The organism is Ruegeria sp. AP11, from assembly GCF_056535865.1.
Map to the genome: position 1 here is coordinate 3,068,463 of NZ_JBQFJB010000001.1, position 22,315 is coordinate 3,090,777.

At 59.8% G+C, this 22,315-nt stretch carries 20 protein-coding genes; 6 read left to right on the forward strand and 14 right to left on the reverse strand.

Features of this window, described 5'->3' with window-relative positions; genetic code table 11:
- The first annotated feature begins 87 nt into the window (after window positions 1-87).
- Window positions 88-1,290: a multidrug effflux MFS transporter gene (locus tag ACR3E4_RS15315; RefSeq protein ID WP_480532803.1), complete on the forward strand. Its 1,203-nt coding sequence runs from the start codon at window positions 88-90 to the stop codon at window positions 1,288-1,290.
- Between the two features lie 116 nt (window positions 1,291-1,406).
- Window positions 1,407-1,829 (forward strand): nucleoside-diphosphate kinase, encoded by a 423-nt coding sequence (gene ndk / locus ACR3E4_RS15320; protein WP_372575233.1) that lies wholly within the window; start codon window positions 1,407-1,409, stop codon window positions 1,827-1,829.
- A 56-nt stretch (window positions 1,830-1,885) separates the two neighbouring features.
- On the opposite strand, the gene ACR3E4_RS15325 is transcribed toward ndk, so the two are convergent.
- Window positions 1,886-2,233, reverse strand: coding sequence for a TfoX/Sxy family protein (locus tag ACR3E4_RS15325; protein WP_480532801.1), 348 nt, complete (start codon window positions 2,231-2,233; stop codon window positions 1,886-1,888).
- 96 nt (window positions 2,234-2,329) lie between these two features.
- Between ACR3E4_RS15325 and ACR3E4_RS15330 the strand changes: the two genes are divergently transcribed.
- Window positions 2,330-3,553: a cytochrome P450 gene (locus ACR3E4_RS15330; RefSeq protein ID WP_480532799.1), complete on the forward strand. Its 1,224-nt coding sequence runs from the start codon at window positions 2,330-2,332 to the stop codon at window positions 3,551-3,553.
- A gap of 39 nt (window positions 3,554-3,592) precedes the next feature.
- Here ACR3E4_RS15330 and ACR3E4_RS15335 read toward each other — a convergent pair whose 3' ends face one another.
- The 10 genes from ACR3E4_RS15335 to ACR3E4_RS15380 all read right to left on the reverse strand — a co-directional run bounded on the left by ACR3E4_RS15335 (window position 3,593) and on the right by ACR3E4_RS15380 (window position 15,951).
- Window positions 3,593-4,963, reverse strand: coding sequence for a sensor histidine kinase (locus ACR3E4_RS15335; RefSeq protein ID WP_480532797.1), 1,371 nt, complete (start codon window positions 4,961-4,963; stop codon window positions 3,593-3,595).
- Window positions 4,956-5,636: a response regulator transcription factor gene (locus ACR3E4_RS15340; protein ID WP_480532795.1), complete on the reverse strand. Its 681-nt coding sequence runs from the start codon at window positions 5,634-5,636 to the stop codon at window positions 4,956-4,958. Before ACR3E4_RS15340 ends, ACR3E4_RS15335 begins: the two co-directional genes overlap by 8 nt.
- A 166-nt stretch (window positions 5,637-5,802) precedes the next feature.
- A complete protein-coding gene (locus ACR3E4_RS15345; protein ID WP_480532793.1) occupies window positions 5,803-7,239 on the reverse strand; it encodes a Do family serine endopeptidase in 1,437 nt (478 codons plus the stop codon).
- 748 nt (window positions 7,240-7,987) lie between these two features.
- On the reverse strand, window positions 7,988-8,590 hold the full coding sequence (locus ACR3E4_RS15350; RefSeq protein WP_480532791.1) for a nucleotidyltransferase family protein: 603 nt from the start codon (window positions 8,588-8,590) through the stop codon (window positions 7,988-7,990).
- Window positions 8,591-8,621: 31 nt separating this feature from the next.
- A complete protein-coding gene (locus tag ACR3E4_RS15355; RefSeq protein WP_480532789.1) occupies window positions 8,622-11,030 on the reverse strand; it encodes a GcvT family protein in 2,409 nt (802 codons plus the stop codon).
- An 82-nt stretch (window positions 11,031-11,112) separates the two neighbouring features.
- On the reverse strand, window positions 11,113-11,868 hold the full coding sequence (locus ACR3E4_RS15360; RefSeq protein ID WP_480532787.1) for an HpcH/HpaI aldolase family protein: 756 nt from the start codon (window positions 11,866-11,868) through the stop codon (window positions 11,113-11,115).
- An 87-nt stretch (window positions 11,869-11,955) separates the two neighbouring features.
- Window positions 11,956-13,263, reverse strand: a complete 1,308-nt coding sequence (locus tag ACR3E4_RS15365) for an HlyC/CorC family transporter (RefSeq protein WP_480532785.1) — start codon at window positions 13,261-13,263, stop codon at window positions 11,956-11,958.
- A 63-nt stretch (window positions 13,264-13,326) separates the two neighbouring features.
- Complete coding sequence (locus tag ACR3E4_RS15370; RefSeq protein WP_480532783.1) at window positions 13,327-14,283, reverse strand: site-specific tyrosine recombinase XerD; 957 nt, start codon at window positions 14,281-14,283, stop codon at window positions 13,327-13,329.
- Window positions 14,284-14,285: 2 nt separating this feature from the next.
- Complete coding sequence (locus tag ACR3E4_RS15375; protein WP_480532781.1) at window positions 14,286-15,812, reverse strand: hypothetical protein; 1,527 nt, start codon at window positions 15,810-15,812, stop codon at window positions 14,286-14,288.
- A complete protein-coding gene (locus ACR3E4_RS15380) occupies window positions 15,802-15,951 on the reverse strand; it encodes a hypothetical protein (RefSeq protein WP_480532779.1) in 150 nt (49 codons plus the stop codon). The genes ACR3E4_RS15375 and ACR3E4_RS15380 overlap by 11 nt, the downstream gene beginning before the upstream one ends.
- Before the next feature lie 79 nt (window positions 15,952-16,030).
- Here ACR3E4_RS15380 and ACR3E4_RS15385 point away from each other — a divergent pair, with 79 nt between their 5' ends.
- Both ACR3E4_RS15385 and aroB read left to right on the forward strand, forming a co-directional pair.
- Window positions 16,031-16,621, forward strand: a complete 591-nt coding sequence (locus ACR3E4_RS15385; protein WP_480532777.1) for a shikimate kinase — start codon at window positions 16,031-16,033, stop codon at window positions 16,619-16,621.
- A complete protein-coding gene (gene aroB / locus ACR3E4_RS15390) occupies window positions 16,621-17,733 on the forward strand; it encodes a 3-dehydroquinate synthase (RefSeq protein WP_480532775.1) in 1,113 nt (370 codons plus the stop codon). The genes ACR3E4_RS15385 and aroB overlap by 1 nt, the downstream gene beginning before the upstream one ends.
- Window positions 17,734-17,742: 9 nt before the next feature.
- Here the strand turns inward: aroB and ACR3E4_RS15395 are convergent, their stop codons facing one another.
- The gene (locus ACR3E4_RS15395) at window positions 17,743-18,813 is read right to left on the reverse strand and encodes a site-2 protease family protein (RefSeq protein WP_480532773.1); all 1,071 of its coding nucleotides are present in this window, start codon (window positions 18,811-18,813) and stop codon (window positions 17,743-17,745) included.
- 19 nt (window positions 18,814-18,832) lie between these two features.
- Complete coding sequence (gene ssb / locus ACR3E4_RS15400) at window positions 18,833-19,318, reverse strand: single-stranded DNA-binding protein (protein ID WP_480532771.1); 486 nt, start codon at window positions 19,316-19,318, stop codon at window positions 18,833-18,835.
- A gap of 208 nt (window positions 19,319-19,526) precedes the next feature.
- Between ssb and ACR3E4_RS15405 the strand changes: the two genes are divergently transcribed.
- Window positions 19,527-20,105 (forward strand): lytic transglycosylase domain-containing protein, encoded by a 579-nt coding sequence (locus ACR3E4_RS15405; protein ID WP_480532769.1) that lies wholly within the window; start codon window positions 19,527-19,529, stop codon window positions 20,103-20,105.
- 56 nt (window positions 20,106-20,161) lie between these two features.
- Here ACR3E4_RS15405 and ACR3E4_RS15410 read toward each other — a convergent pair whose 3' ends face one another.
- On the reverse strand, window positions 20,162-22,249 hold the full coding sequence (locus ACR3E4_RS15410) for a dipeptide ABC transporter ATP-binding protein (protein ID WP_480532767.1): 2,088 nt from the start codon (window positions 22,247-22,249) through the stop codon (window positions 20,162-20,164).
- Window positions 22,250-22,315 lie beyond the last annotated feature (66 nt).

Sequence of the window (22,315 nt, forward strand, 5' to 3'; positions counted from 1 at the left end):
GAATGCCGCCGCCAGCGGCTTGGCATGTTCAATGCGCGGGCAATGTGCTAGCGCTGTCTCGTTTGCTTTTCTGAAACGGTTTTCGACATGCGCGCGGCCCGGACGCCCCCTCGTTTGATCACGCTGATCTTTGCCACGGCGCTGTCGGTGCTGTCGCTGAACATGTTTCTACCGTCGCTGGCGCATATGAGCGAGGATTTCGCGGTGGATTACGGCCTCGTGAACCTTTCGGTCGCGGGGTATCTGGCGGTTTCAGCGGTGCTGCAACTGATCATGGGGCCGCTGTCGGACCGGTTCGGGCGCAGGCCGGTCCTGCTGATCTGTTTGACGATCTTTGTCTTCGCTTCGGTCGGCTGTGCTTTGGCCGAGTCGATCTGGCTGTTTCTGGGCTTCCGCCTGTTGCAGGCGGCAGTGGTGGCGGGGTCAGTATTGTCCAGCGCCTCGATCCGGGACCGGTACTCGCCAAATGAAGCCGCCAGCAAGCTGGGTTACATCGCGATGGCCATGGCACTGGCGCCGATGCTGGGGCCGATGTTGGGCGGTACATTGGACATGCTCTTTGGCTGGCGTGCGGGGTTCGTTCTGTACTCGCTGCTGGGGGCAGGGCTGCTGACCCTGCTGTGGTTCGACATGGGCGAGACGAATATCAACCGCGCCTCGACCTTCTCGGCCCAGATGCGCGAGTATCCTCACCTGTTCCGGGCACGACGCTTCTGGGGCTATGCCCTATGCGCGGCCTTTTCGATTGGAGGGTTCTACAGCTTCATCACCGGCGCACCCTTGGTCGCTGCCGCATGGTTCGATCTGAGCCCAGTCATGCTGGGACTAGGCATCGGCATTATCACCGGCGGCTTCATGGTCGGCAACTTCGTCACCGGACGGATCGCGGCACGCACCCGTCTGACCACGATGATCCTGATCGGGCGGATCGTGGCGTCGACCGGGCCGTTTTGCGGGTTGCTTCTGTTCTCGGCCGGCCTGGGCTCGGTCTGGGTATTTTTCGGCTCGGCCATCTGCGTGGGGTTCGGCAACGGTTTGACCAACGCCAATGCGTCCGCTGGGGTCATGTCCGTGCGCCCAAAGCTGGCGGGCAGCGCGGCGGGGCTGTCGGGAGCAATGGTTGTGGCGCTTGGTGCCATCCTGACCTCGATGACGGGCGCTTTGGTCAGCCCTGAAAACGGGCCTTATCTGGTGCTGAGCATGATGTGCGGCAGCAGCTTCATCGGCCTTCTCGCGGTGCTTTATGTCCGTCGCGTGGATCGTCTGGAGCCGCTGCCGGACGCAATCTGATCACCAAAGCGCCGGGCGGGCCATCATTCCACTTTTCATGCGGCAAATACCATGTTAGGCGGCGCGCGATGGATTTCGGCGCATATCCCGCGCCCGACAGAAAAGGAGAGGCCGACATGGCACTGGAACGCACATTCTCGATCATCAAACCTGATGCAACCCGCCGCAACCTGACTGGCAAGATCAACGCCAAGTTCGAAGACGCGGGCCTGCGCGTTGTTGCACAAAAGCGCATCCACATGACCAAAGCTCAGGCTGGCAAGTTCTACGAAGTGCATGCCGAGCGTCCGTTCTATGACGAACTGTGCGAATTCATGTCGTCGGCTCCGGTCGTCGTTCAGGTTCTGGAAGGCGAAGGCGCCATTGCCAAGAACCGCGAAGTTATGGGCGCAACCAACCCCGCAGACGCGGCCCCCGGCACCATCCGCGCCGAGTTCGCTGAATCGGTCGGTGAGAACTCGGTCCACGGTTCGGATGCGCCGGAAACCGCGGCTGTAGAGATCGCCTACTTCTTCTCGGGCATCGAACTGGTCGGCTAAGCCACAGCTTCGGTGAAAAGATTGGGCCGCTCCTGCCGGGGCGGCCTTTTTCGTTTTCAGAGGGGTTTCAGATCAGCCGAAGTCACACGCACGCCCACCGCGTCCAGGTCTGAGATCATCTGGCTTTCGGGCGCGCGGCTGACACCGGCCTTGATCGCATCGAACCGTTTGCGCAGGGCTTTCTTCTCTTCCCCCTTGCAGTCGTTCCACGGACGACCCTGCAGCCCCATCACCAGAACATAATATCCGATGAAATGCGGGCGCGAGCCAGCTTGGAGCAGGCGCGCATAAGCCTCATCCGCACCCAATTCCCGCAATTGCTGCGCAGAATGGATGCCCGCACGGGTGCAGGCCTGCTCGAAGGCGGGTCCAAGATTTCGGATTGAAGAGACCGGATCTGACATGGGCCTTTCTTAGCCTGATCAGCATCCGCTGTCATCCGCGCAGAGTTGTCCGGATGTGTCGCATGCGCTAGGCATGAGATGGACAGGGAGGATGCGATGAGCCGCGTAAGCCATCAATATTTGGTAAAAAATCTGGATCTAACGCACCCGCCGGACGGCTTTGTCGAGGACCCGTTCCCCTTCTATGATGCTTTGCTCGAACATGCGCCGGTGCTGCCGCAGCCCGATGGCTCGGTCCTGTTGTCGCGTCACGCCGATCTGGATCGAATCTATCGCGACACCACGCTTTATTCGTCAGACAAGAAAGCCGCTTTTGGTCCGAAATTCGGCGTGGACTCTCCACTATTCGAGCACCACACGACCTCGCTGGTCTTCTCTGACCCGCCATTGCACACGCGGGTACGCAAGATCATGACCTCGGCCCTGACACCGCGCGCCATTGCGCGGATGGAGCCAGGCCTGATCGAGACCGTGGACGCATTGCTGGATGCCATGGCGGACCGGTATCAGGTGGATTTGATCGAAGATTTCGCCTCGACCATCCCGATCCAGATCATCGGGAATCTGCTGGATGTGCCGATGTCCGAGCGTGGGCCGTTGCGTGACTGGTCATTGGCCATTCTGGGCGCGCTGGAACCGGCGTTGACCGAGGTGCAGTTGGCGACAGGGCACAAGGCGGTGACCGACTTCAAAACCTATCTTGAAGACCTTGTTGCCCGTCGCCGCGCCAATCCGGGCGATCCGGAAACGGATGTGCTGACCCGTCTGATCCGGGGTGAAGGGGCCGATGCGAAGCTTAGCGAAATCGAGTTGCTACAGAACTGCATCTTCATTCTGAACGCGGGACACGAAACCACCACAAACCTGATCGGTAACGGGTTGGCGCTGCTGCATGATCATCCGAATCAGCGGCAGCGTTTGTCCGAGGACGCTGCGTTGATTACTTCGACCGTCGAAGAGGTGCTGCGCTTTCGCTCACCCAACCAGTTCGGCAACCGTGAAACTACGGCGGATGTTGAGTTGGACGGTCTTCACATTGCCAAAGGCACCAACCTGCACCTGTGTATCGGTGCGGCCAACCGGGACCCGGCGGTGTTCGATGATCCGGGGCGGTTCGACATCACGCGCAAACCCAACCGGCATCTGGCTTTCGCCGGGGGGCCGCATGTCTGTGTCGGCCTGACGCTGGCACGGCTGGAGGGACGGGTTGCGCTGGGTCGGTTCTTGCGCAGGTATCCGGATTACAGATTGCTGCCCACGCGCCAACATGGCGGCAGGATCAGGTTCCGGGGATACGCGTCACTTCCGGCTGAGATTTAAAAGCAAATACAATATGTAATGTGGCTTTATTAAACTGCTTTAAGGTTTTCGCGCCAACCTCAGAACAGTCTCAAGCCCCGGCTTGCGGTTCTGCGCGATGAACTTGCCGCCGTGCATGTGCGAGATCGCCGAGACCAGTGCCAGACCGAGGCCCGCGTTGCGCTCGGTGCGGGCGGGATCAAGGGTCACGAATGGCATCTGCAATCGCGGCAGATCGCTATCCGGCACACCGGGACCCCGATCTCGTACGCTCAGCAAGGTAAAGTCGCCATCTTCACGGATATCGATGGTGATCGCGGTGCCCGCAGGGGCATAGCGCATCGCGTTTTCCAGGAGGTTGGACAGCGCCTGTGACAACAGCGGGCGGTGACCCTGGATCGGTTCGGCGCTGCCCTTGACCTCCAGCCGGATGTTCTGATCCGCGGCGACGGGTTCATACAGTTCGACCACATCGCTTACCAATTGCTGCAATTTCACAGGTTCGAACTGCTCACGGCCCAAACCGGCCTCGGCACGCGAGATTTCGGTGAGCTGGCTGAGAACCCGCAGCAGATGATCGATCTCGCCGGTGGCGCGGGCCATGTCGATGTCCCGTTCCTGATCACTTTTTCCCGGCTCGGCCAGCGCTTCGACGCGCTGACGCAGCCGCGACAAGGGCGAGCGCAGATCGTGCGCGATAGAATTCGAGGTCGTGCGCAGATTGCTGATCAGCTCTTCAATCCGGTCCAGCATGTTATTGAGCGTGCCCGAGACCTGATCGAACTCATCCCCGGTGCCGCGCAAGGGCATCCGCAGCGCCAGATCGCCGGAGACGATGTTGTCGGCCGTATCGGCAATATCCTTGAGGCGTGAGAACACCAGACGTGTCAGCAACCATCCGGTCAGCAGGCTGAGCGCCAGTGCGGTGGCAAGCGCCAGAGCGACAGATCGGAACAGGGCGCGGTCGAACTGCTGTCGCGCCAATGCGTCTCGCCCGACCAGCAATCGCTCTCCTCCCGGCAGGCGGAAAGAGGCCGCTGAAATCGGCACGGTCTGGTCGCTGTCCTCGCGACGCAGCTGCAGCTCGACCCAGCCGCTGCCAGGGGTGATTCCGTCTGGCCAATGGGACAGGTTGCCCGCAAGTTTGGTGCCTTGCCGACCGGTCAGCAGATATAGCGCGTCGCGTTGCGCTGCGGTCGGAAGACGGCGGTCAATGGCCGAGATCAACCCAATCATGCCGCGTCGTTCATATTCATCCGCCAGACCGGTAAGCTCGGCCTGAACGACCGAACGCGTCTCGCCCGAGATGGTGCGGTTGGCGGTAAAATAGACTGTCGCCAGCACAGCCGCCGTCAGCAACGTGCTCAGCACCATGCTGGCGATCACCAGCCGGGTGCGTGCGTTCTTCAGCGACAGGCGCAGGTCAGGCATCCGAAACCATGTATCCGGCGCCCCGAACCGTTTCGATCATCGGGTCCGCGCCGTCTTCATCAAGCTGGCGGCGCAGTTTCGAGATATGGACGTCCACCACATTGGTATTCGGGTCAAAGTGATAATCCCACACACCTTCCAGCAACATCGTGCGCGACACGACACGGTTCTTGCGGCGCAGGAAGAATTCCAGAATCTGGAATTCACGCGGCGTCAGTGTAATTTCGCGCCCGCTGCGGGTGACCTTACGGGTCAGCAGGTCCATTTCCAGATCGCGACACGCCAGGGTCGGGGTCTCTTCCGCTTCTTGCGGACGTCGCAATAGCGCTTCGATCCGGGCGTGCAGTTCCTGAAACGAGAAGGGTTTGACCAGATAGTCATCCGCCCCGGCGCGCAATCCCTTGACCCTCTCGTCAACGGCGCTCATCGCGGTCAGCATCAGCACCGGGGTTTTCAGCCCCGCCGCCCGCATCGATTTGATCAGCGATAACCCGTCCAGACCGGGCAGCATCCGATCCAGCACAATGGCGTCGAACCCGCCGTCGGTGGCATGGTACAGACCTTCGCGGCCATCTGATGCGACTTCGACCACATAGCCTTCTTCGCCAAAGCCCTTGGCGATGAAATCCCGGGTCTCCTGGTCATCCTCAACAATCAACAGGCGTCTGCTCATGGTCGGGGCTCCTTTCCCAATCGGATATAAACACAGATACTCTTTGAAAAAAACAGGCCGGGTGCGAGGTCGCACCCGGCTGTCCCAGTGGCGCGTGGACACTTCGCGGCCTCCGGAATAGGCGCACCAGATTTCCCCATCATGTGGCGCGCTTAGGTGTTGTGGTTCAGGCGATCTCGACCGCCACGAAGATCTGGTTGCCGCCGCGATTGATCAGAACCAGCGCCGGATCGGTCTTTTCGCTCTCTAGCGCGCTTTTCAATGCGTCCGGAGTAGCCGTTTCCAGATTGCCAAGACGCACGATCACGTCGCCGCGTTGCAGTCCGGCCTTTGCGGCAGGGCTCTCGGGGTTCAGATCGGTGACGATCACGCCGGTCACGTCCTCTCCGACACCGGTTTCAGCGCGTGCGGTTTCGGTCAGAGGTGCAACGGTCACGCCAAGCGACGTGCCTTTGAATTCCTCTTCCACCACGCTGTCGGTCGCTGCCGAGGTGGCCTGATGCTGACCGATGGTCAGTTCGATCTGTTCTTCCTTGCCGTTGCGAATAACGGTCAGAACGCTGTCAGTGCCCACTTTGGTGGTGCCAACAAGGATCGGCAGATCACTACTGGAATCAACGGGTTCTCCGTTGAAGCTCAGGATGACGTCGCCCTGTTGCAGCACACCATCAGCGGGGCTGTCGGTGACGACATCGGAAACCAGCGCGCCCGCTGCGGTGTCGATCCCCATTGCCGATGCCAGTTCCGGGCTGATATTCTGGATCGAGACGCCCAGCCACCCGCGGCTGACCTGACCGTCATCGCGCAGATCGGTGGTGATGTGATCGACAATGTTCGAGGTCACGGCAAACCCAAGACCCACCGAGCCGCCGCTGGGCGAGTAGATGGCTGAATTCACACCGATGACTTCGCCTTCCATATTGAACAGCGGACCGCCCGAGTTGCCCTTGTTGATGGCCGCATCGGTTTGAATGAACTCGGCATAGGGCCCTTCCGAGATGTTGCGGCCCTTGGCTGAGACGATACCGGTTGTCACGGTCGAACTGAGCCCGAACGGGTTGCCAATGGCCACCACGTCCTCACCCACACGGATTACGTCGCTGTCACCCAACTGAACGGCCTGCAGGTCTTCGCCCGCGTCGATTTTCAAAACGGCGATATCGGTCAGCGGGTCGGTGCCGATGATTTCCGCCTCGAACACACGATCATCATTGAGGCGTACGGTGACCTCGGAGGCGTTGTCGACCACGTGATGGTTGGTGACGATGTATCCGGCCTCATCCAGTACGAATCCCGAACCAAGCCCTTGCGCCGGACCCCGCTGCGGCATCTGGAACCCCTCGGGGCCGCCGAAGCGTTTGAAGAACTCACCAAAGGGCTGGCCCTCGAAATTGAACTCCTGACTCTGCGCCGGGGTCGGTGCCGCATCTTGCTTGGCGATGATGGTGACGACCGACGGCGATACGGTTTCAACCAGATCGGCCAGCGCCTCGTCCGCCATCGCGGGCAAGGCGGTTGTGGCCAACATGGCCGCGCCCAATGTGCAGGCCCCCAGCCAGCTCGATGTGCGGGGGAAAAGCAGTGAGGATTTACGGATGCTCATTTTGACTCCTGTCTGTGTTTGGCGGTTAAGCCCGCGCTTGTGACAGGAGATGCCCCAGCAATCTTGGTGGTTCCTGAGCGAAAAATTAAGAAACCTTAATTTCGCCATTTTCTGGTATTGCTATGCGCCCACCGACTCCGGGCGGATGAGCGGGAATCAGCCAGTCGAAAGCCGCACGAATCGGTGGATTGTTGCCGGTTTTGCCCATGCCGGACCAAAAGCGCCATATTGATTCAGTTTTGTTAACAAACTTAGCGTTCGTGGTGTTGGAGCGCCGATGCTCAGCTTATGGTTGCATGATTGATCAACGCCCTTGCTTCGCGCTGAACAGAGTGACTGTAATAATAACGAAGTCTTACGGTTAGAAAGCTTTTGATGCCGATTTTACCCTGAGTTGCCGCAGGGGAAGTGCAACCTAAGCGGGATTTTTCATTGTTGCATTTTTGCGCAAACGCAAGTCCAATTCCGGGGAAATTTACCATTTCCTCCAATTTTACGTTGTTTGGAAGCATCTGATCGGCGACGATGTAATTGCCCAAGTGAGGGGGGCCCGAGACACTAGGGGGTGTCAAAGGCACATTTCAGTCTCTGAAGCGCAGAGCGGCATGTTAACGAGGGGGTCTTGTTTAGGTTCGGCAGCTGATAGTCAGATAGCCTGTATGGCGATCTGATCGCGCTGGAGAGATTGGTGAAAGTGGTAGTCCTGTTTTTTGGGCAAGCGGCCCGGTCATTTTCGACCGGGCCGCATCTATTTCGGGGGGCGGCTTGATCGCCAGACCGCCCAATCCGATGGGGTATCCAGATCCAGTACGGCGTTTCTGCCCGGCAAGCGCTGCAGGTGCACCTTGTCTTTATTGCGCTTCACCACGTCTTGCGCTCCGCTGTCTCCGCTCAGTTGCGCAAGGTCGCGGAACAGTGTGCGGTCGAAGATCACCGGATGGCCGGGCACGCCATCCCGGGTTGCGCCACGCCAGACCAGATTGTCGGGGTGTTCTGTCACCGAGCGTACCACGGCGTTCAGATCCCCCGATGTCAGGTCAGGCAAATCTGCCAGCAGGATCATGATCGCGGGTGCATCCGCAGGGATCAGGGCCAATGCCCCGCGCAGACTGGCATTCATTCCTTCTGCGGCGTTTTCAATCTCGGCTTCGGTGACACCAAGCCCATCAAGCGCCGCGTACCGGGCATGAGGCTTGGGGGGCAGGGCGGCGATCACCTGACCAACGGCCTGCGCCGTTTGCGCGGATCGGCGCAGCAACGGAATGCCGTCTATCGGCTGCATCAGCTTGTCCACGCCGCCCATGCGGCTGGACTGTCCAGCGGCCAGAAGAATGATCGGAATAGCGCTCATACAGTGACCATGCCGTCTGGCGTAAGCCAAGTCACCCCCGCATTCGGGCACCATCCGCGTCGAACAGGGGTGTGCTGATCACCCGTGCGCTGCGCATCTGACCAAGGATTTCGATCTCGACCGCCTGACCGTCTGTTGCATGTTCGATGGGCAGGAATCCCATGGCGATGGATTTCCGGGCATAGTGAGAATATCCGCCAGAGGTGCAGAAGCCGACCACGTCGCCATCCAGCCAGATCGGCTCATAGGCGTTGACGTCCGCGTCTTCGGCATCAACCTCAAAAGCGACCAGCTTGCGGGTCGCGCATTCAACCTCGGCAGCTTCGCGTCCGATGAACGGGCTGGGCTTCGAGAAGATAATGAACCGGTCCAGACCGGTTTCCGCCGCTGTGTAGTCAGGCGAGAATTCCCGCATCCACGAGCCAAAGAACTTGTCCAGCCGCAGGCTCATCATCGCGCGCATCCCGAAGGGCACCATGCCGTGGGGTTGGCCGGCTTGCCACAAGGTCCACCAAAGCTGCCGCTGCGCCATCGGGTCGCAATAAACCTCATAGCCCAGATCACCGGTATAGCTGACGCGCTGAACGATGCAGTCGGTCATGCCGACCGTCATGCGGCGCACGTCGAGGAAGCGGAGTGTACTGATATCATCGCGCGTGCAACTGGCCAGAACTTCGGCCGCTTTTGGCCCTGCGATCTGGAACCCGTTCAGGCGGTCACTGATATTCTCGACCTCCACACCCTCCTGCGCGTTCTGTTGGAGCCAGCGCATGTGGAAGGCCTGACTGCCGTAAGAGGCGGTCAGCTGGAATTCGGTTTCACTCAGGCACGAGACAGTGAAATCGCCGATCAGCTTGCCCTTCGGCGACAACATCGGTGTCAGCGACAGTCGTCCGGGCTTCGGAATGCGCCCCGCCATGATCCGGTCCAGCCAGGCGCGTGCGTCCGGCCCGGTGATGCGGTACTTGCCGAAATTGTGCACTTCGTTGATGCCGACGCCTTCGCGTACAGCCCGAACTTCGCGCCCTGTGGCGTCAAACGCGTCCGAGCGGCGGAACGAGGGCGTCTCATATCCCGGCTCATCGCCCTGCGCAAAATAGTTCGGCACCTCCAGCCCGTATTGCTGCCCCCAGACCGCGCCCAGATCGTTGAAGATGTCATACATCGGCGTGGTGCGGTTGGGGCGGGCAGCCGGAAGTTCCTCGTTCGGATAGGCGACGCTGAACCGTTTCTGATAGTTCTCGATCACTTTCGGGCGGGTATAGCCGGGGCTGATCCAGTCTCCGAAGCGGGCCACGTCCATCGCAAAGACGTCGCGTTCCGGTTCACCTTCGATCATCCACTGCGCCAGTGTAAGGCCAACACCGCCGCCCTGAGAAAACCCGGCCATCACGCCACAGGCCGACCAATAGTTACGCACGCCCGGCACCGGCCCGACCAGAGGGTTGCCGTCTGGCGCAAAGGTAAACGGCCCGTGGATGACCGATTTAACCCCGGCCTCGGCCAGAACCGGAAAGCGGCGATAGGCGAATTCGATGCTGTCGGTGATCTTGTCATAGTCATCGGGCAGCAGTTCATGGCCGAACTCCCACGGTGTGCCGTCCACGGCCCAGGGCTTGCAGGGCTGTTCGTAGAATCCGATGCACAGGCCGCGTCCTTCCTGCCGCAAATAGCTTTCGCCAGCCGGGTCCATCACGTGCGGATGCTCTCCGCCCGCGTCGATGATCGCTTCGATTTCGGGGATGGCGTCGGTGACCAGATATTGGTGCTCCATGGGGTGGAGCGGGAAGTAGATGCCCGCCATCGCCCCAACTTCGCGCGCCCACAGACCGCCTGCATTAACGATATGTTCCGCGTGAATGGTACCCTTGTCGGTGACCACATCCCATGTGCCGTCCGGGCGCTGATTGGTCTCGCGCACCATGCAGTGGGTTTCGATCGTGGCACCGCCCATCCGCGCGGCTTTGGCATAGGCGTGAGTCGTGCCCGAGGGGTCCAGATGTCCGTCCAGCGGATCGTAGAGCGCGCCGAGGATACCGTCGGTGTTGGTGATCGGGGCGATCTTTTTGATCTCGTCGGGGCCTACGATCTCGGTCTCAAGGCCCATGAAGCGATGCTTGGCGCGTTCGGCCAGCAGCATGTCGAACCGGTCCTGATTGTCGGCCAACGTAACGCCGCCCACATGGTGCAGGCCGCAGGACATGCCGGTGATCTCTTCCAGCTCTTTATACAGCCGGATCGTATAACCCTGCAGCGCGGCCATGTTGGTGTCGCCGTTCAGCGTGTGAAACCCGCCCGCCGCGTGCCAGGTTGAACCGCTGGTCAGTTCGGACCGTTCCAGCAGCATCACGTCCGACCAGCCGAGTTTGGTCAGGTGATAGAGGACCGAACATCCGACAACGCCGCCTCCGATAACTGCGACACGGGTGGTGGTTTTCACGATTGATCTCCCATTATTTGGGGAAAAACTGTCGATCTGATGCAGATATTACTATTCCGTTAGCGACAACAGGTGTCGTATGTCACGTTTTGCACCAGCTTTGGATTTGCAAAGCTTTCTCACGCAACCAAAGTGCATCGAAACCACCGACCAGTCTGTAACCGCGTGAAAACAGATCGGTCGCCTGTGCTTCGTTCAGCGCGACGTTCCCCAGTGGAATTCCAGCCTTGAAGGCAGCTTTTTCCACCTTCTGAACGGCTGAAACAAAGTCCGGGTGATCAAACTGGCCCATCACGCCCAGTTCTGTGCTCAGGTCGAACTGCGCGATGATCAACAGATCGACACCAGGTACAGCGCAAATCGCGTCAATGTTTTCAAGGGCTTCTGCTGTTTCAATCAGTATACAGCAGATCAGTTCCGGCCCAACAGCGCCGGGATAGGTGGCAAGTGTTTCCCCCCAACGCGATTGCGCCAGAAAAGGCCCGAAACCGCGGGTGCCATCGGGAGGATAACGCAGGCTTTCGACGGCGCTCCGGGTATCTTCCACGGTTCGGATCAGCGGGAAAACAATACCTTCTGCGCCCAGATCCAGAGCACGCTTAACATCTGCCGGCTGGTTTTGCGCAACACGCACCAACGGCGCACAGCTTGTTCCCGCGGTTGCTGCGATCATCGCGTGGGCCGAGGCATAGTCGACAGCACCATGTTCAAGATCGATGATCAGTGAGTCGACCCCGCAAGCTGCCAATGCCTGAGTAACGGTTGCCGATGGTATCGTGCACACCACCGAGCTGAGTCGATCTTGTGTGTCCTGCAATTTCTTCTTGAGGCTGGGCATAATCTATTTGTCCTGCAATTCATTGGTATTTTCGATGACAGGCACCCTAGCAGCGCTCGGGTTAATACCGAAAACAAATTGCAGACGTTACAGAGGGCGCACTTTCAGCCCGGTAATCCGGTTCCCCTCGCGCGCGGTGACTTCGAACCGGAAGCCGTGAAACGAGAACACCTGACCGACGATAGGGATCATCTGAGCTTCGTGGATCACCAGACCGGCCAGCGTGTTGGCCTCTTCATCCGGCAACGACCAGTCGAGCGCGCGGTTGGCGTCGCGGATGGTCATCGCGCCTTCGACCAGATACTGGCCGTCGTCGGTGCGGGTGACGGGCACCTCTTCGTCGATGTCGAACTCGTCGGCGATCTCGCCCACGATCTCTTCCAGAATATCCTCGAGCGTGATCAGCCCGCGCAGCGAGCCGTATTCGTCGACAACCAGCGCAAAATGGCTGTGCATCCGAAGAAACTCGCGCATCTGGTCGTCCAGAGTGGTGGTCTCGGGTACGAAGTAAGGATCGTTGGCCACCTTGGCGATGTCGAAATTCTTCAGCCTTTCGGTATCGCCATCCGCGCCGCCGACCTGGGCGTACATTGCGCGAAACAGATCTTTGGCATGGACGACGCCGACGATGTTTTCCTGTTCATCCCGAAACACGGGCAGGCGGGTATGTGGGCTTTCCAGACATTGTTGCAGGATCATTTCGGGCTCGGCATCCGCGTCGATCATCTCGATATTCGAGCGGTGGAGCATGATTTCTTCCACCGCGCGGTCGCCAAGGTCCAGCGCGCCCAGAATACGGTCGCGGTCTTCCTTTTCGACCACGCCTTCGGAATGACCCAACTGCAGGGCGCCGGCGATTTCCTCGCGCACGGCCAGAATGTGGCTGTCCGGGTCGATCTTTACGCCGAACAGGCGCAGGACGCCACGCACCAGCAGCCGTACCGCAGCCACCATTGGTGAGAATACCGTGACCACGATACTGATGACCGGCGCGACCAGTGCCGCGGCTTTTTCGGCATTGGTGATGGCATAGGTCTTGGGCAGCACCTCGGCGAAGATCAGAACCAGAAGGGTCATCACCAGTGTAGCCAGCGCAACGCCGCTTTCGCCGAACAGCCGGGTGAAAAGGGCGGTGGCCAGCGAGGCCGCCAGAATGTTCACAAGATTGTTGCCCAGCAGGACCGAGCCGATCAGACGTTCATTATCGTCGGTGATATCAAGCGCCTTCTGCGCCCCCTTCGATCCCTTGTCTGCCTGTGCCCTCAGCTTGCCGCGCGAGGACGCTGTCAGCGCTGTTTCCGAGCCAGAGAAGAAGCCCGACAGCACGAGCAGAAGAAGAATAGAGCCTGTGGTGATCCAGAAGGCGCCATCAAGCAGAGAAGAGGTGGGTTCCATCGGTCCTTGAATATGTTTGTTGCTGCATTGGTTATGGGGGTGCAGCCCCGTACGATCAAGGGGTTAGTCCTGATCGCCCTTGTCGTCTTTCGCCAATGGATGGTGTTCCAGCACCAGTTCCGACAGGCGTTCGTCCAGCACGTGGGTATAAATCTCGGTCGTTGCCACATCCGCATGGCCCAGCAGCGTCTGGATCGAGCGCAGATCGGCACCGTTGGCCAGCAGATGCGTTGCAAAGGCGTGGCGCAGGGTGTGTGGGGTGACTTTTTCAGGCGAAACGCCGCCCTCGACCGCCAGATCCTTGATCAGCAGAAAGAACATATGCCGGGTCAGATGACCGGATTTCCCGCGTGAGGGAAACAGAAAGCGCGAGGTCTGGCCACCTTTGGCAACAGATTGCTCTTCGGCTTCGTCGCGCTCTGTCAACCATGCGGCCAGCGCATCGCGGGCGTCGGGGGACAGGGGCACCATCCGCTCTTTCCCGCCCTTGCCAAGCACCAGCAGCATGCGCGGGTCGCCACGGGCCGAAGAAACCGGCAGCGAGACCAGTTCGGTCACGCGCATACCCGTGGCATAGAGCAGTTCCATCAGGCAGGTGTTGCGCACCTTGTCGGCTTGCGTCCGGCCGGTTCTGCGTGCCGCCGCCAGAAGCCGGTCAACCTCGGCCACGTCCAGCGTTTTGGGCAGACGTTTGGCGCGGCCCGGACCTTTGATCTGGATCGCCGGGTTGGTTTCGCGCCAACCTTCCTCGAACGCAAAGCGATAGAGCTGCTTGATAGCTGACAATCGTCGCGCCCGCGTCGAGCGGGACAACCCTTGTGCATCGCAATCGATCAGATAGCCTTCGATCCGGTCTCGGTCTGCATCCGCAAAGCTGGCCTTGCGGCGTTCAAGCCAGGCGGAAAAATCCTTCAGGTCGCGCCCATAAGCCAGCAGCGTGTTGGTCGCCGCCCCAAGCTCGGCTGCTTGCGCTTCGAGAAAGGTGGATATCCACAATTCCTGTGAGGCGGGCGCGGCCATGGTCAGGCCCCGTTGAGGATCATCAGCTGCAATGCTGCCCGGCGGGCGGTATCTTCAAGACCCACGCGGCGGAAGGCGGCGATTGCGGCGGTCAGGTCCACCAGATTGCCGCGCGCGCCATGGGCGAACAGTTGCATGGTTTCCAGAATGGCCTCACCCAGCTGATCATTGCTCAGCAGCGCATCGATATCCGACGGGATCGGGGCTGACCAAGCGAACCCTTCCGAAATTGCGTCCGCCAGCGGAGTGGGGGCCTCGGCGCGCCCCGGATCACCCATCGCAAGGGCGGCGAGAAAGGCGTTGGCTTCAAGGCCGTCCGGCACGAATTGCGCGGCCTCTTCGTAGAGTTCGGACAGCAACAAAACCCGCCACCGCAGATTTTCGGCAGACGGGTTCGACAGTGTCAGGGGGGCAAGACGCGGCGCAAACAATTCGGCAAACGCGACCTCTAGGCCGACGGTTTGCATCTGCGACCACGCGGCGGTCAGCGTTTTTGCTATCGCTTCAAGGTTCCCGGTGTTCAGCGTGGTCTCGAACCGCTGGATTGCGGCAACACGGTCCCAAACTGCGCCCGAGGCGGCAGGCGAACGTTCGGTATAGAGACCCAGCAACTGGTTCGGAGTCAGCGCCCCGATCCGGGTCAGACGCTCGGCAGCTTCGATCTGAGCTTTCCAACCGGCGACGTCCCGCAGATCGGCATTGGCAAAAGCCCGGGGCAGCGAGGCGGTGGGCAGGCGCTCCCCAATGGCTTCGAACAGGCGAAATGTCAGCGGATCGGGGTTTTCCGGCTGCGGCAGATATTCGGCGCCTTCAAACAGTTCGGGGCTGAGAAAACGGTCGAGCAGGGCAAGCTCATCATCGGGCAGGACGTGAAGCGCGTGCGCGGCCTCAATCGTCAATGCGGCCGAGGCCCAGTCCCCGCGCCGCGCTTTGCAGAAAATCTGTGCGGCATAGTCCCGTGACAGATGCGGCAGCGCGATCAGCGCGGTGCAACTGCGATCTTCATCTCCGGTCAGCAAAGTGGCATCGAACCAGCGTTTGAACCGGTCCTGCGTGTCGGTTGGCCCGGCCAGTTGCACCAGCGATTGAACCGGGTCCGATGCGCCCAGTTGCATCAGGCGATCCAGCCGCGCATTCAGCAAAACATCCTGCGTTTGTGCGCCTGCGGGCGGGCGTGCCTCGGTCAGCAACAATGTAAACAGCAGCCGCTGCATTGCGGGATTGGCCCTGACCGGAACATGGGCAATCAGGTCCGCAAGCCGCTCGGGCGCACTGCCTTGCCACAAATCGACCGGCAACCCGGTGACCGAGGAGGCCACCAGACCCAATGGGGGCGACAGAGCCTCAAGCGGGGTTACCTGCACGTCGGGTTGCAGCCCGGTCTGTGTGACCGGAGGTTCCAGCAACACGGTGCCCGGCAGATTCTCTGGCGGATCGGTCAGCCAGTCGATGGCCGATAAGGGTTCCGCAGTTTGTGCCTGCGCTGAGCCGGCGAGAAAAAGCGCCAGCAAGGTCGCTCTAGTCAGCATTCAGTGTGACCGGTTCGCGGATTTCGCTTTGAGGCGCAGAGAAGTCTGCGCCAAAGAATGGCCCGACATAGGCATACCCAACCAGCCCGATGAAACACAGGCAAATAAGGTAAATCAGGAACTTGATCAAACGACCCATGGGTGAAGGCTGCCTCAAATTTTGGTTTTGCCCAAGTTATAACTGGCATTTTTTCCAAGATCACGTCATTCACGATGAAATGAGCGAAATTAAGCATAACGCGTCGCGCCCCGGCACCGCCGATCGGTTTCGATTGCACAAAACCGTTGTTTTGGTCGGAATGATGGGCGCAGGAAAGACCGCCGTGGGGCGTGCGCTGGCCGCGCGGCTGGGTGTTCCGTTTCTGGACAGCGATGCCGAGATCGAATCGGCGGCCAACATGACGATCCCGGAAATCTTCGCGCGCGATGGAGAAGTCTTTTTTCGCAGCAAGGAGACTCAGGTCATCGGGCGGTTGCTGGACGAAACGGAGAAGGGCATTCTGTCGACCGGAGGCGGGGCGTTTCTGGCTGCAGGTAATCGCCAGATGATCTCGGACCGCGGGGTCTCGGTTTGGTTGCGGGCCGATCTGAACGTGCTGTGGAACCGGGTCAAGCACAAGGACACTCGGCCCTTGCTGCGCACTGCTGATCCCTATGCGACATTGCGCGATTTGTATAACGCGCGTGTGCCCGTCTATGAACAGGCCGATCTGGTCGCCGATTCGGACGGCGAAACCGCGATCGAGGATATGGTGGGCCGGGTTATCACAGCGCTTGAGACGCGCCCGGATGTTTTGGAACGGAACTAATGCATCAGACCGTACATGTAGACTTGGCCGAGCGTTCCTATGACGTCGAGATCGGACCGAACCTTCTGGCGCAAGCCGGTGCGCGCATCGCCCCATTGCTGCCGCGCCCGCGCGTTGCGGTGCTGACGGATAAGACGGTCGCGGATCTGCATCTGGACGCGTTGCGCGACGGTTTCGCCACATCTGGCATCGAGATGACATCGCTGGCGCTTCCTGCGGGAGAGGCCACCAAAAGCTGGCCGCATTTCGAACGCGCGGTTGAATGGTTGCTGGCCGAGAAGGTCGAGCGCCGTGATGTTGTTGTCGCCTTTGGCGGCGGCGTGATCGGAGATTTGGCGGGTTTTGCAGCTGCTGTGATGCGGCGTGGTGTGCGGTTCGTTCAAATCCCAACCTCTCTGCTGGCGCAGGTCGACAGTTCGGTCGGGGGCAAAACCGGAATCAATGCGCCCCAAGGCAAGAACCTGATCGGGGCGTTCCACCAGCCCTCGCTTGTGCTGGCAGATACTGCCGTGTTGGGGACACTGACCGCGCGCGATTTTCTGGCCGGATATGGCGAAGTGGTGAAATACGGCCTGCTTGGGGATGCCGAATTCTTCGAATGGCTCGAACGTAACGGCCCAAGCCTGTCTTCCGGCGACATGGCGGCGCGTGTTGAGGCCGTGACCAGATCGGTTCAGATGAAGGCCGATATCGTTTCGCGAGATGAGACCGAACAGGGGGATCGGGCCCTGCTGAATCTGGGCCATACCTTCTGCCACGCACTGGAAGCGGCAACTGGATATTCAGACCGTCTGCTGCACGGCGAAGGTGTCGCCATCGGCTGCGCATTGGCGTTTGAACTGTCCGCGCGGCTGGGCCTGTGTTCGCAGGAAGATCCAAGCCGCGTGCGGGCACATCTGCGCGCGATGGGGATGAAAACCGATTTGGCCGACATTCCCGGAGAATTGCCGGGTGCCGAGGCTCTGGTCGATCTGATGGCGCAGGATAAAAAGGTGCTCGACGGTCAGTTGCGATTCATTCTGGCACGCGGCATCGGGCAGGCCTTTGTCACATCGGATGTCCCAAGGGATGCGGTGATATCGGTGCTCGAAGACGCGCTGGAGATGTGTTGATCCGGGCGCTCAACGCCCCTGAATGACCATCAGTTCGCCGATATTCTCGCGGGTGATATATCCGACCATCTTACCGGCCTTGGTGCAAACGGCGATGGCCGGAGCGCCCGAGTGCAACCCTTCGAGCACTTTGTTCAGACTGCTGGTCAGTGAAACCTTCGGAATGCTGGTCTCCATAATCGACACCGCAGGTTCCGATCGTGGGTGATTGCCCGCAAGGGCAGCAAACAGATGATTGCGGGTGACAAAGCCCAGCAGTTCGCCCTCGTGATCCAGCACCGGAAACTCGTGCTGCGTGGTGTGGATGACGGCTTGCGCTGCGGTGGCCAGCGTATCCTCGGGCGAGAGTGCGTGGAATTCGGTGATCATCGCGTCGCGCGCCTGCACCCGCCGCGCGACCGAGCGCATGGCGACATCCTGACTTTCGGCATTGGCCGCGACAAAGACAAAGATCGCGATCAGAACCAATATCGGATTGGCAGACGTCAGCCCGAGGAACCCAAGCCCGACCGCCACCATCTGCCCGGCGACCGCAGCATAGTGAGTCGCCTTGACCCGATCCATCTTCAGGCACAGCAGGGCGCGGAACACACGTCCACCGTCCATCGGAAAGGCCGGTATCATGTTAAAGGCAGCCAGCAGCAGGTTCACATAGGCCAGCCGGGTCAGCAAATCCGAATGTGTCGATTCAATCTGGGCAAAGGTCTCGAGCTGTGTTCCCGCGCCAAGCACCACCAGTATGGCCCAGATCACCACATTCACCGCAGGTCCGGCCAGAGCTACCCAGACCTCTTGCATCGGTTTTTCCGGCATGCGTTCCAACCGGGCTAGCCCGCCGATGGGCAACAGCGTGATGTCGGGGGTACGAATGCCATAGCGCCGCGCCATCAGGGCATGGCCGAACTCATGCGCGACGACACAGGCAAAGAGGGCCAGAACGAACAGAAGATTGTCGATAGCAGCAGGCCAGCCGCCGCGGGAATAGGCGGCGAAACCAACCCATGCCAGCAAAAGAAAGAAGGTGACATGGACCCTCAGTTCCGAACCGAGCAATCGGCCGAGTGAGAAGGACCATGCCATGTTTTATCTCCGTCTGGGTTTAGAACGGAATCTCGTCATCGTCGATTCCGCCGGATGCGGGGGCAGGGGCGCTGGATTGGCCACCATAAGGGTCGCCATATCCACCACCGGCTTGACCACCACCATAGCCTCCGCCGCCGCCACCGCCTTCACCGCGGGCATCCAGCATCACCAGGGTCGAGCCGAACCCCTGCAGCACAACCTCGGTCGAATAGCGGTCCTGGCCGGACTGGTCCTGCCATTTACGCGTCTGCAACTGACCCTCGACATAGATTTTCGAGCCTTTGCGCAGGTATTGCTCGGCCACCCGGACAAGGCCTTCGTTGAAGATCGCGACCGAGTGCCATTCGGTACGTTCGCGGCGCTCACCAGTGTTGCGGTCTTTCCAGGTTTCCGAGGTGGCGATGCGCAGGTTACACACCTTGCCGCCATTCTGAAATGTCCTCACCTCCGGATCGCGCCCCAGATTGCCGACCAGAATCACCTTGTTGACTGAACCCGCCATATATTCCCTCGTTTTTGTTTTGGTGGATCGCGCCCGAATCTGGGCACGCTATGCTGTTGCCGACCCTATACGGGCTGGGTCTTGGTTAAAACATGATTGATGAAGCAACATTGAGTTGGAAAATGTTAGGGCGATCTTTACCAAGCTTTCATTTCTGACTGATTTATCTATAATCTGTCTGGTTATTGAGCGTGCAGGATTGGCTTTAATGCGTTTTCTGGTTGGTGGTCTTTCGATCTTAAGTCTTTGCCTGGTGGCTTCGGTGACACAGGCGCAGACGCTATCCTCCAAGAACCGTAAGGATATCTTCCTCAAGCAATCGAAGGTTCTGGATAACCGCGCGGCGTCGCAATATCGCGGCTCGGAACGGCTCAAACCAAAGACCGAGCGTGGGAAATTCTCGAAACGTTATACCGGTAACTACCGGGGGCAATATCTGGAACATGCACGCAAAGCTGCGCGACAGCACAACGTGCCCGAGGACCTGTTTTTACGTTTGGTACAGCAGGAAAGTGGCTGGAACCCGCACGCCGAATCTCACAAGGGCGCGTTGGGGTTGGCGCAGTTGATGCCACAGACGGCGCGACTGCTAGGTGTAAACCCGCATGATCCGATCCAGAACCTCGAAGGCGGGGCGCGGTATCTGTCGTGGCAATACCGCAAGTTCAAATCCTGGCGTCTTGCGCTTGCGGCTTATAACGCCGGGCCAAAAGCGGTTGAGAAGCATGGCGGTATCCCACCGTATAAAGAGACCCAGAATTACGTGAAGGTGATCTGGGGCGGCTAATCCCACGAAAAAAAGGCCGGTTCAGCACCGGCCTTTTCTTTTGGAGTTCCCGCGATCTATTCCGCCGCGACTTTGATGACCGGTTCCATGCGCGCCAATATGTCTTCTGCCAGATGGCATTTGACCTGATGGCCGTCCGCCAGCGTCTGAACCGGCGGCACATGGGATTCACAGCGCCCGTCGGGCACTTCGGATTTCCACCGGCAGCGGGTCTGGAACGGGCAGCCCGGCGGCGGGTTCATGGCCGAGGGGATGTCGCCTTCCAGAACGATATGCTGTTTTTCAACCGAGGTATCGGCGATGGGAACCGCGCTCAGCAGCGCTTCGGTATAGGGGTGATAGGGCGGGGCAAAGACCTGATCGGTGGTGCCCAACTCGACCACATGGCCCAGATACATCACCATGACCCGGTCACTGAGATAGCGCACAATGGAAAGGTCGTGGCTGATGAACAGCAGCGTGGTCTTCTGCTCTCGCTGGATTTCCATCAGCAGATCGGTCACCGCCGCCTGCACCGATACGTCCAGCGCCGAGACCGGCTCGTCCGCAACAACAATCCGCGCGTCACCGGCAAAGGCGCGGGCGATGCCCACCCGCTGCTTCTGACCACCCGATAGCTGACGCGGCATCCGGTCGGCAAAGGCGCGGGGCAGTTTCACCAGATCAAGCAGTTCCAGCATTCGCTTCTTGCGCTCGGCTTCGGAATTGCCGACGCTGAAGATTTCCAGTGCCCGGATGATCTGACGGCCTACCGTCATCGACGGGTTCAGCGTGTCGAACGGGTTCTGGAATACCATCTGTACTTCGCCCACGGTCTTGGCGTCGCGTTCTTCGATGGGCACGTCTTCGATATTGCGATTGTCCAGCAGAATCTGCCCGTCGGTTGCTGTCTCCAGCCCCATCAGAACCTTGGCAAAGGTGGACTTGCCGCAGCCGGATTCACCCACGATGGCCAGCGTCTCGGATTCGTGCGCCTCGAAACTCAGCGTCTCATTGGCTTTCACAACCTTCTTCTCACCACCACCGAACAGGGCGTTTGCCGCTACTTCATAGTATTTTTTGAGGTTGTCCATCTTCAGAACCGTCCGGCCGATCTCGGCCTTCTCTTTCTGCTCACCCACCGTGATCGGCGCGTTCCAGTCGATCTCCTGGAACTTCAGACAACGCGTGTGGTGCCGGTCGTTGCCGGGCACAGCCTCCATCAGGATATCCTTGGCGTCGCAGCGACCCTCTTCGAAATAGTCGCAGCGCGGGCCGAAGTTGCAGCCCGGCGGACGTTCGTGCGGCAGCGGAAAGTTCCCCGGAATCGCCACCAGCGGACGCGAGTTCTTGTCGGCGCCCGGCAGCGGGATCGACCGGAACAACGCCTGCGTATAGGGGTGCTGCATCTCGTCGAATACATCTTTGATCGAGCCGCGCTCGACCGCTTCACCCGAATACATCACACACAGCCGGTCGCAGGTCTCCAGAACCAGACCAAGGTTGTGCGAGATAAACAGCATCGAGGTGCCGTATTTCTTGCCCAGATCCTTGACCAGTTCGACCACGGCGGCCTCAACCGTCACGTCCAGCGCGGTCGTCGGCTCATCGAGGATCAGCAACGCCGGTTTCGACATCAACGCCATCGCGATCACGATGCGTTGCTGCTGACCACCCGACAACTGGTGCGGGAAGGAATTCAGCATCCGCTCGGGGTCGGGCAGGCGCACATCGGTCACCACTTCCAGCGCGCGCGAATAGGCCTCTTCGGCGCTGACCCCTTCGTGGATCATCGGCACTTCCATCAATTGCTTGCCGATCTTCATCGCTGGGTTCAGCGAGGCCATCGGCTCCTGATAGATCATCGCGATCTCATTGCCGCGCACGTCACGCAGTTCTTCGGTGGTCATCTCGCTCAGATCACGGCCCTTGAACTTGATGGTACCGCCCACGATGCGACCATTTTTGCCCAAATCCTGCATCACACCCAGCGCCACGGTGGATTTGCCACAGCCGGATTCACCGACCAGCCCCACAGCCTCGCCCGGCTGCACGCTGACGGAAAAATCCATCACCGCCGGAATTTCCCTCAGACGTGTGAAAAACGAAATCGAAAGCTTGTCGATCTCCAGAATTGGCCCGTCATAATCCGCCAGTTTATTCATCTTGTTACTCCTCGCGAGAGTCCGGGGGATCCCCTTCATCTGGCTAAAAATATCCCGGGGGTCTGG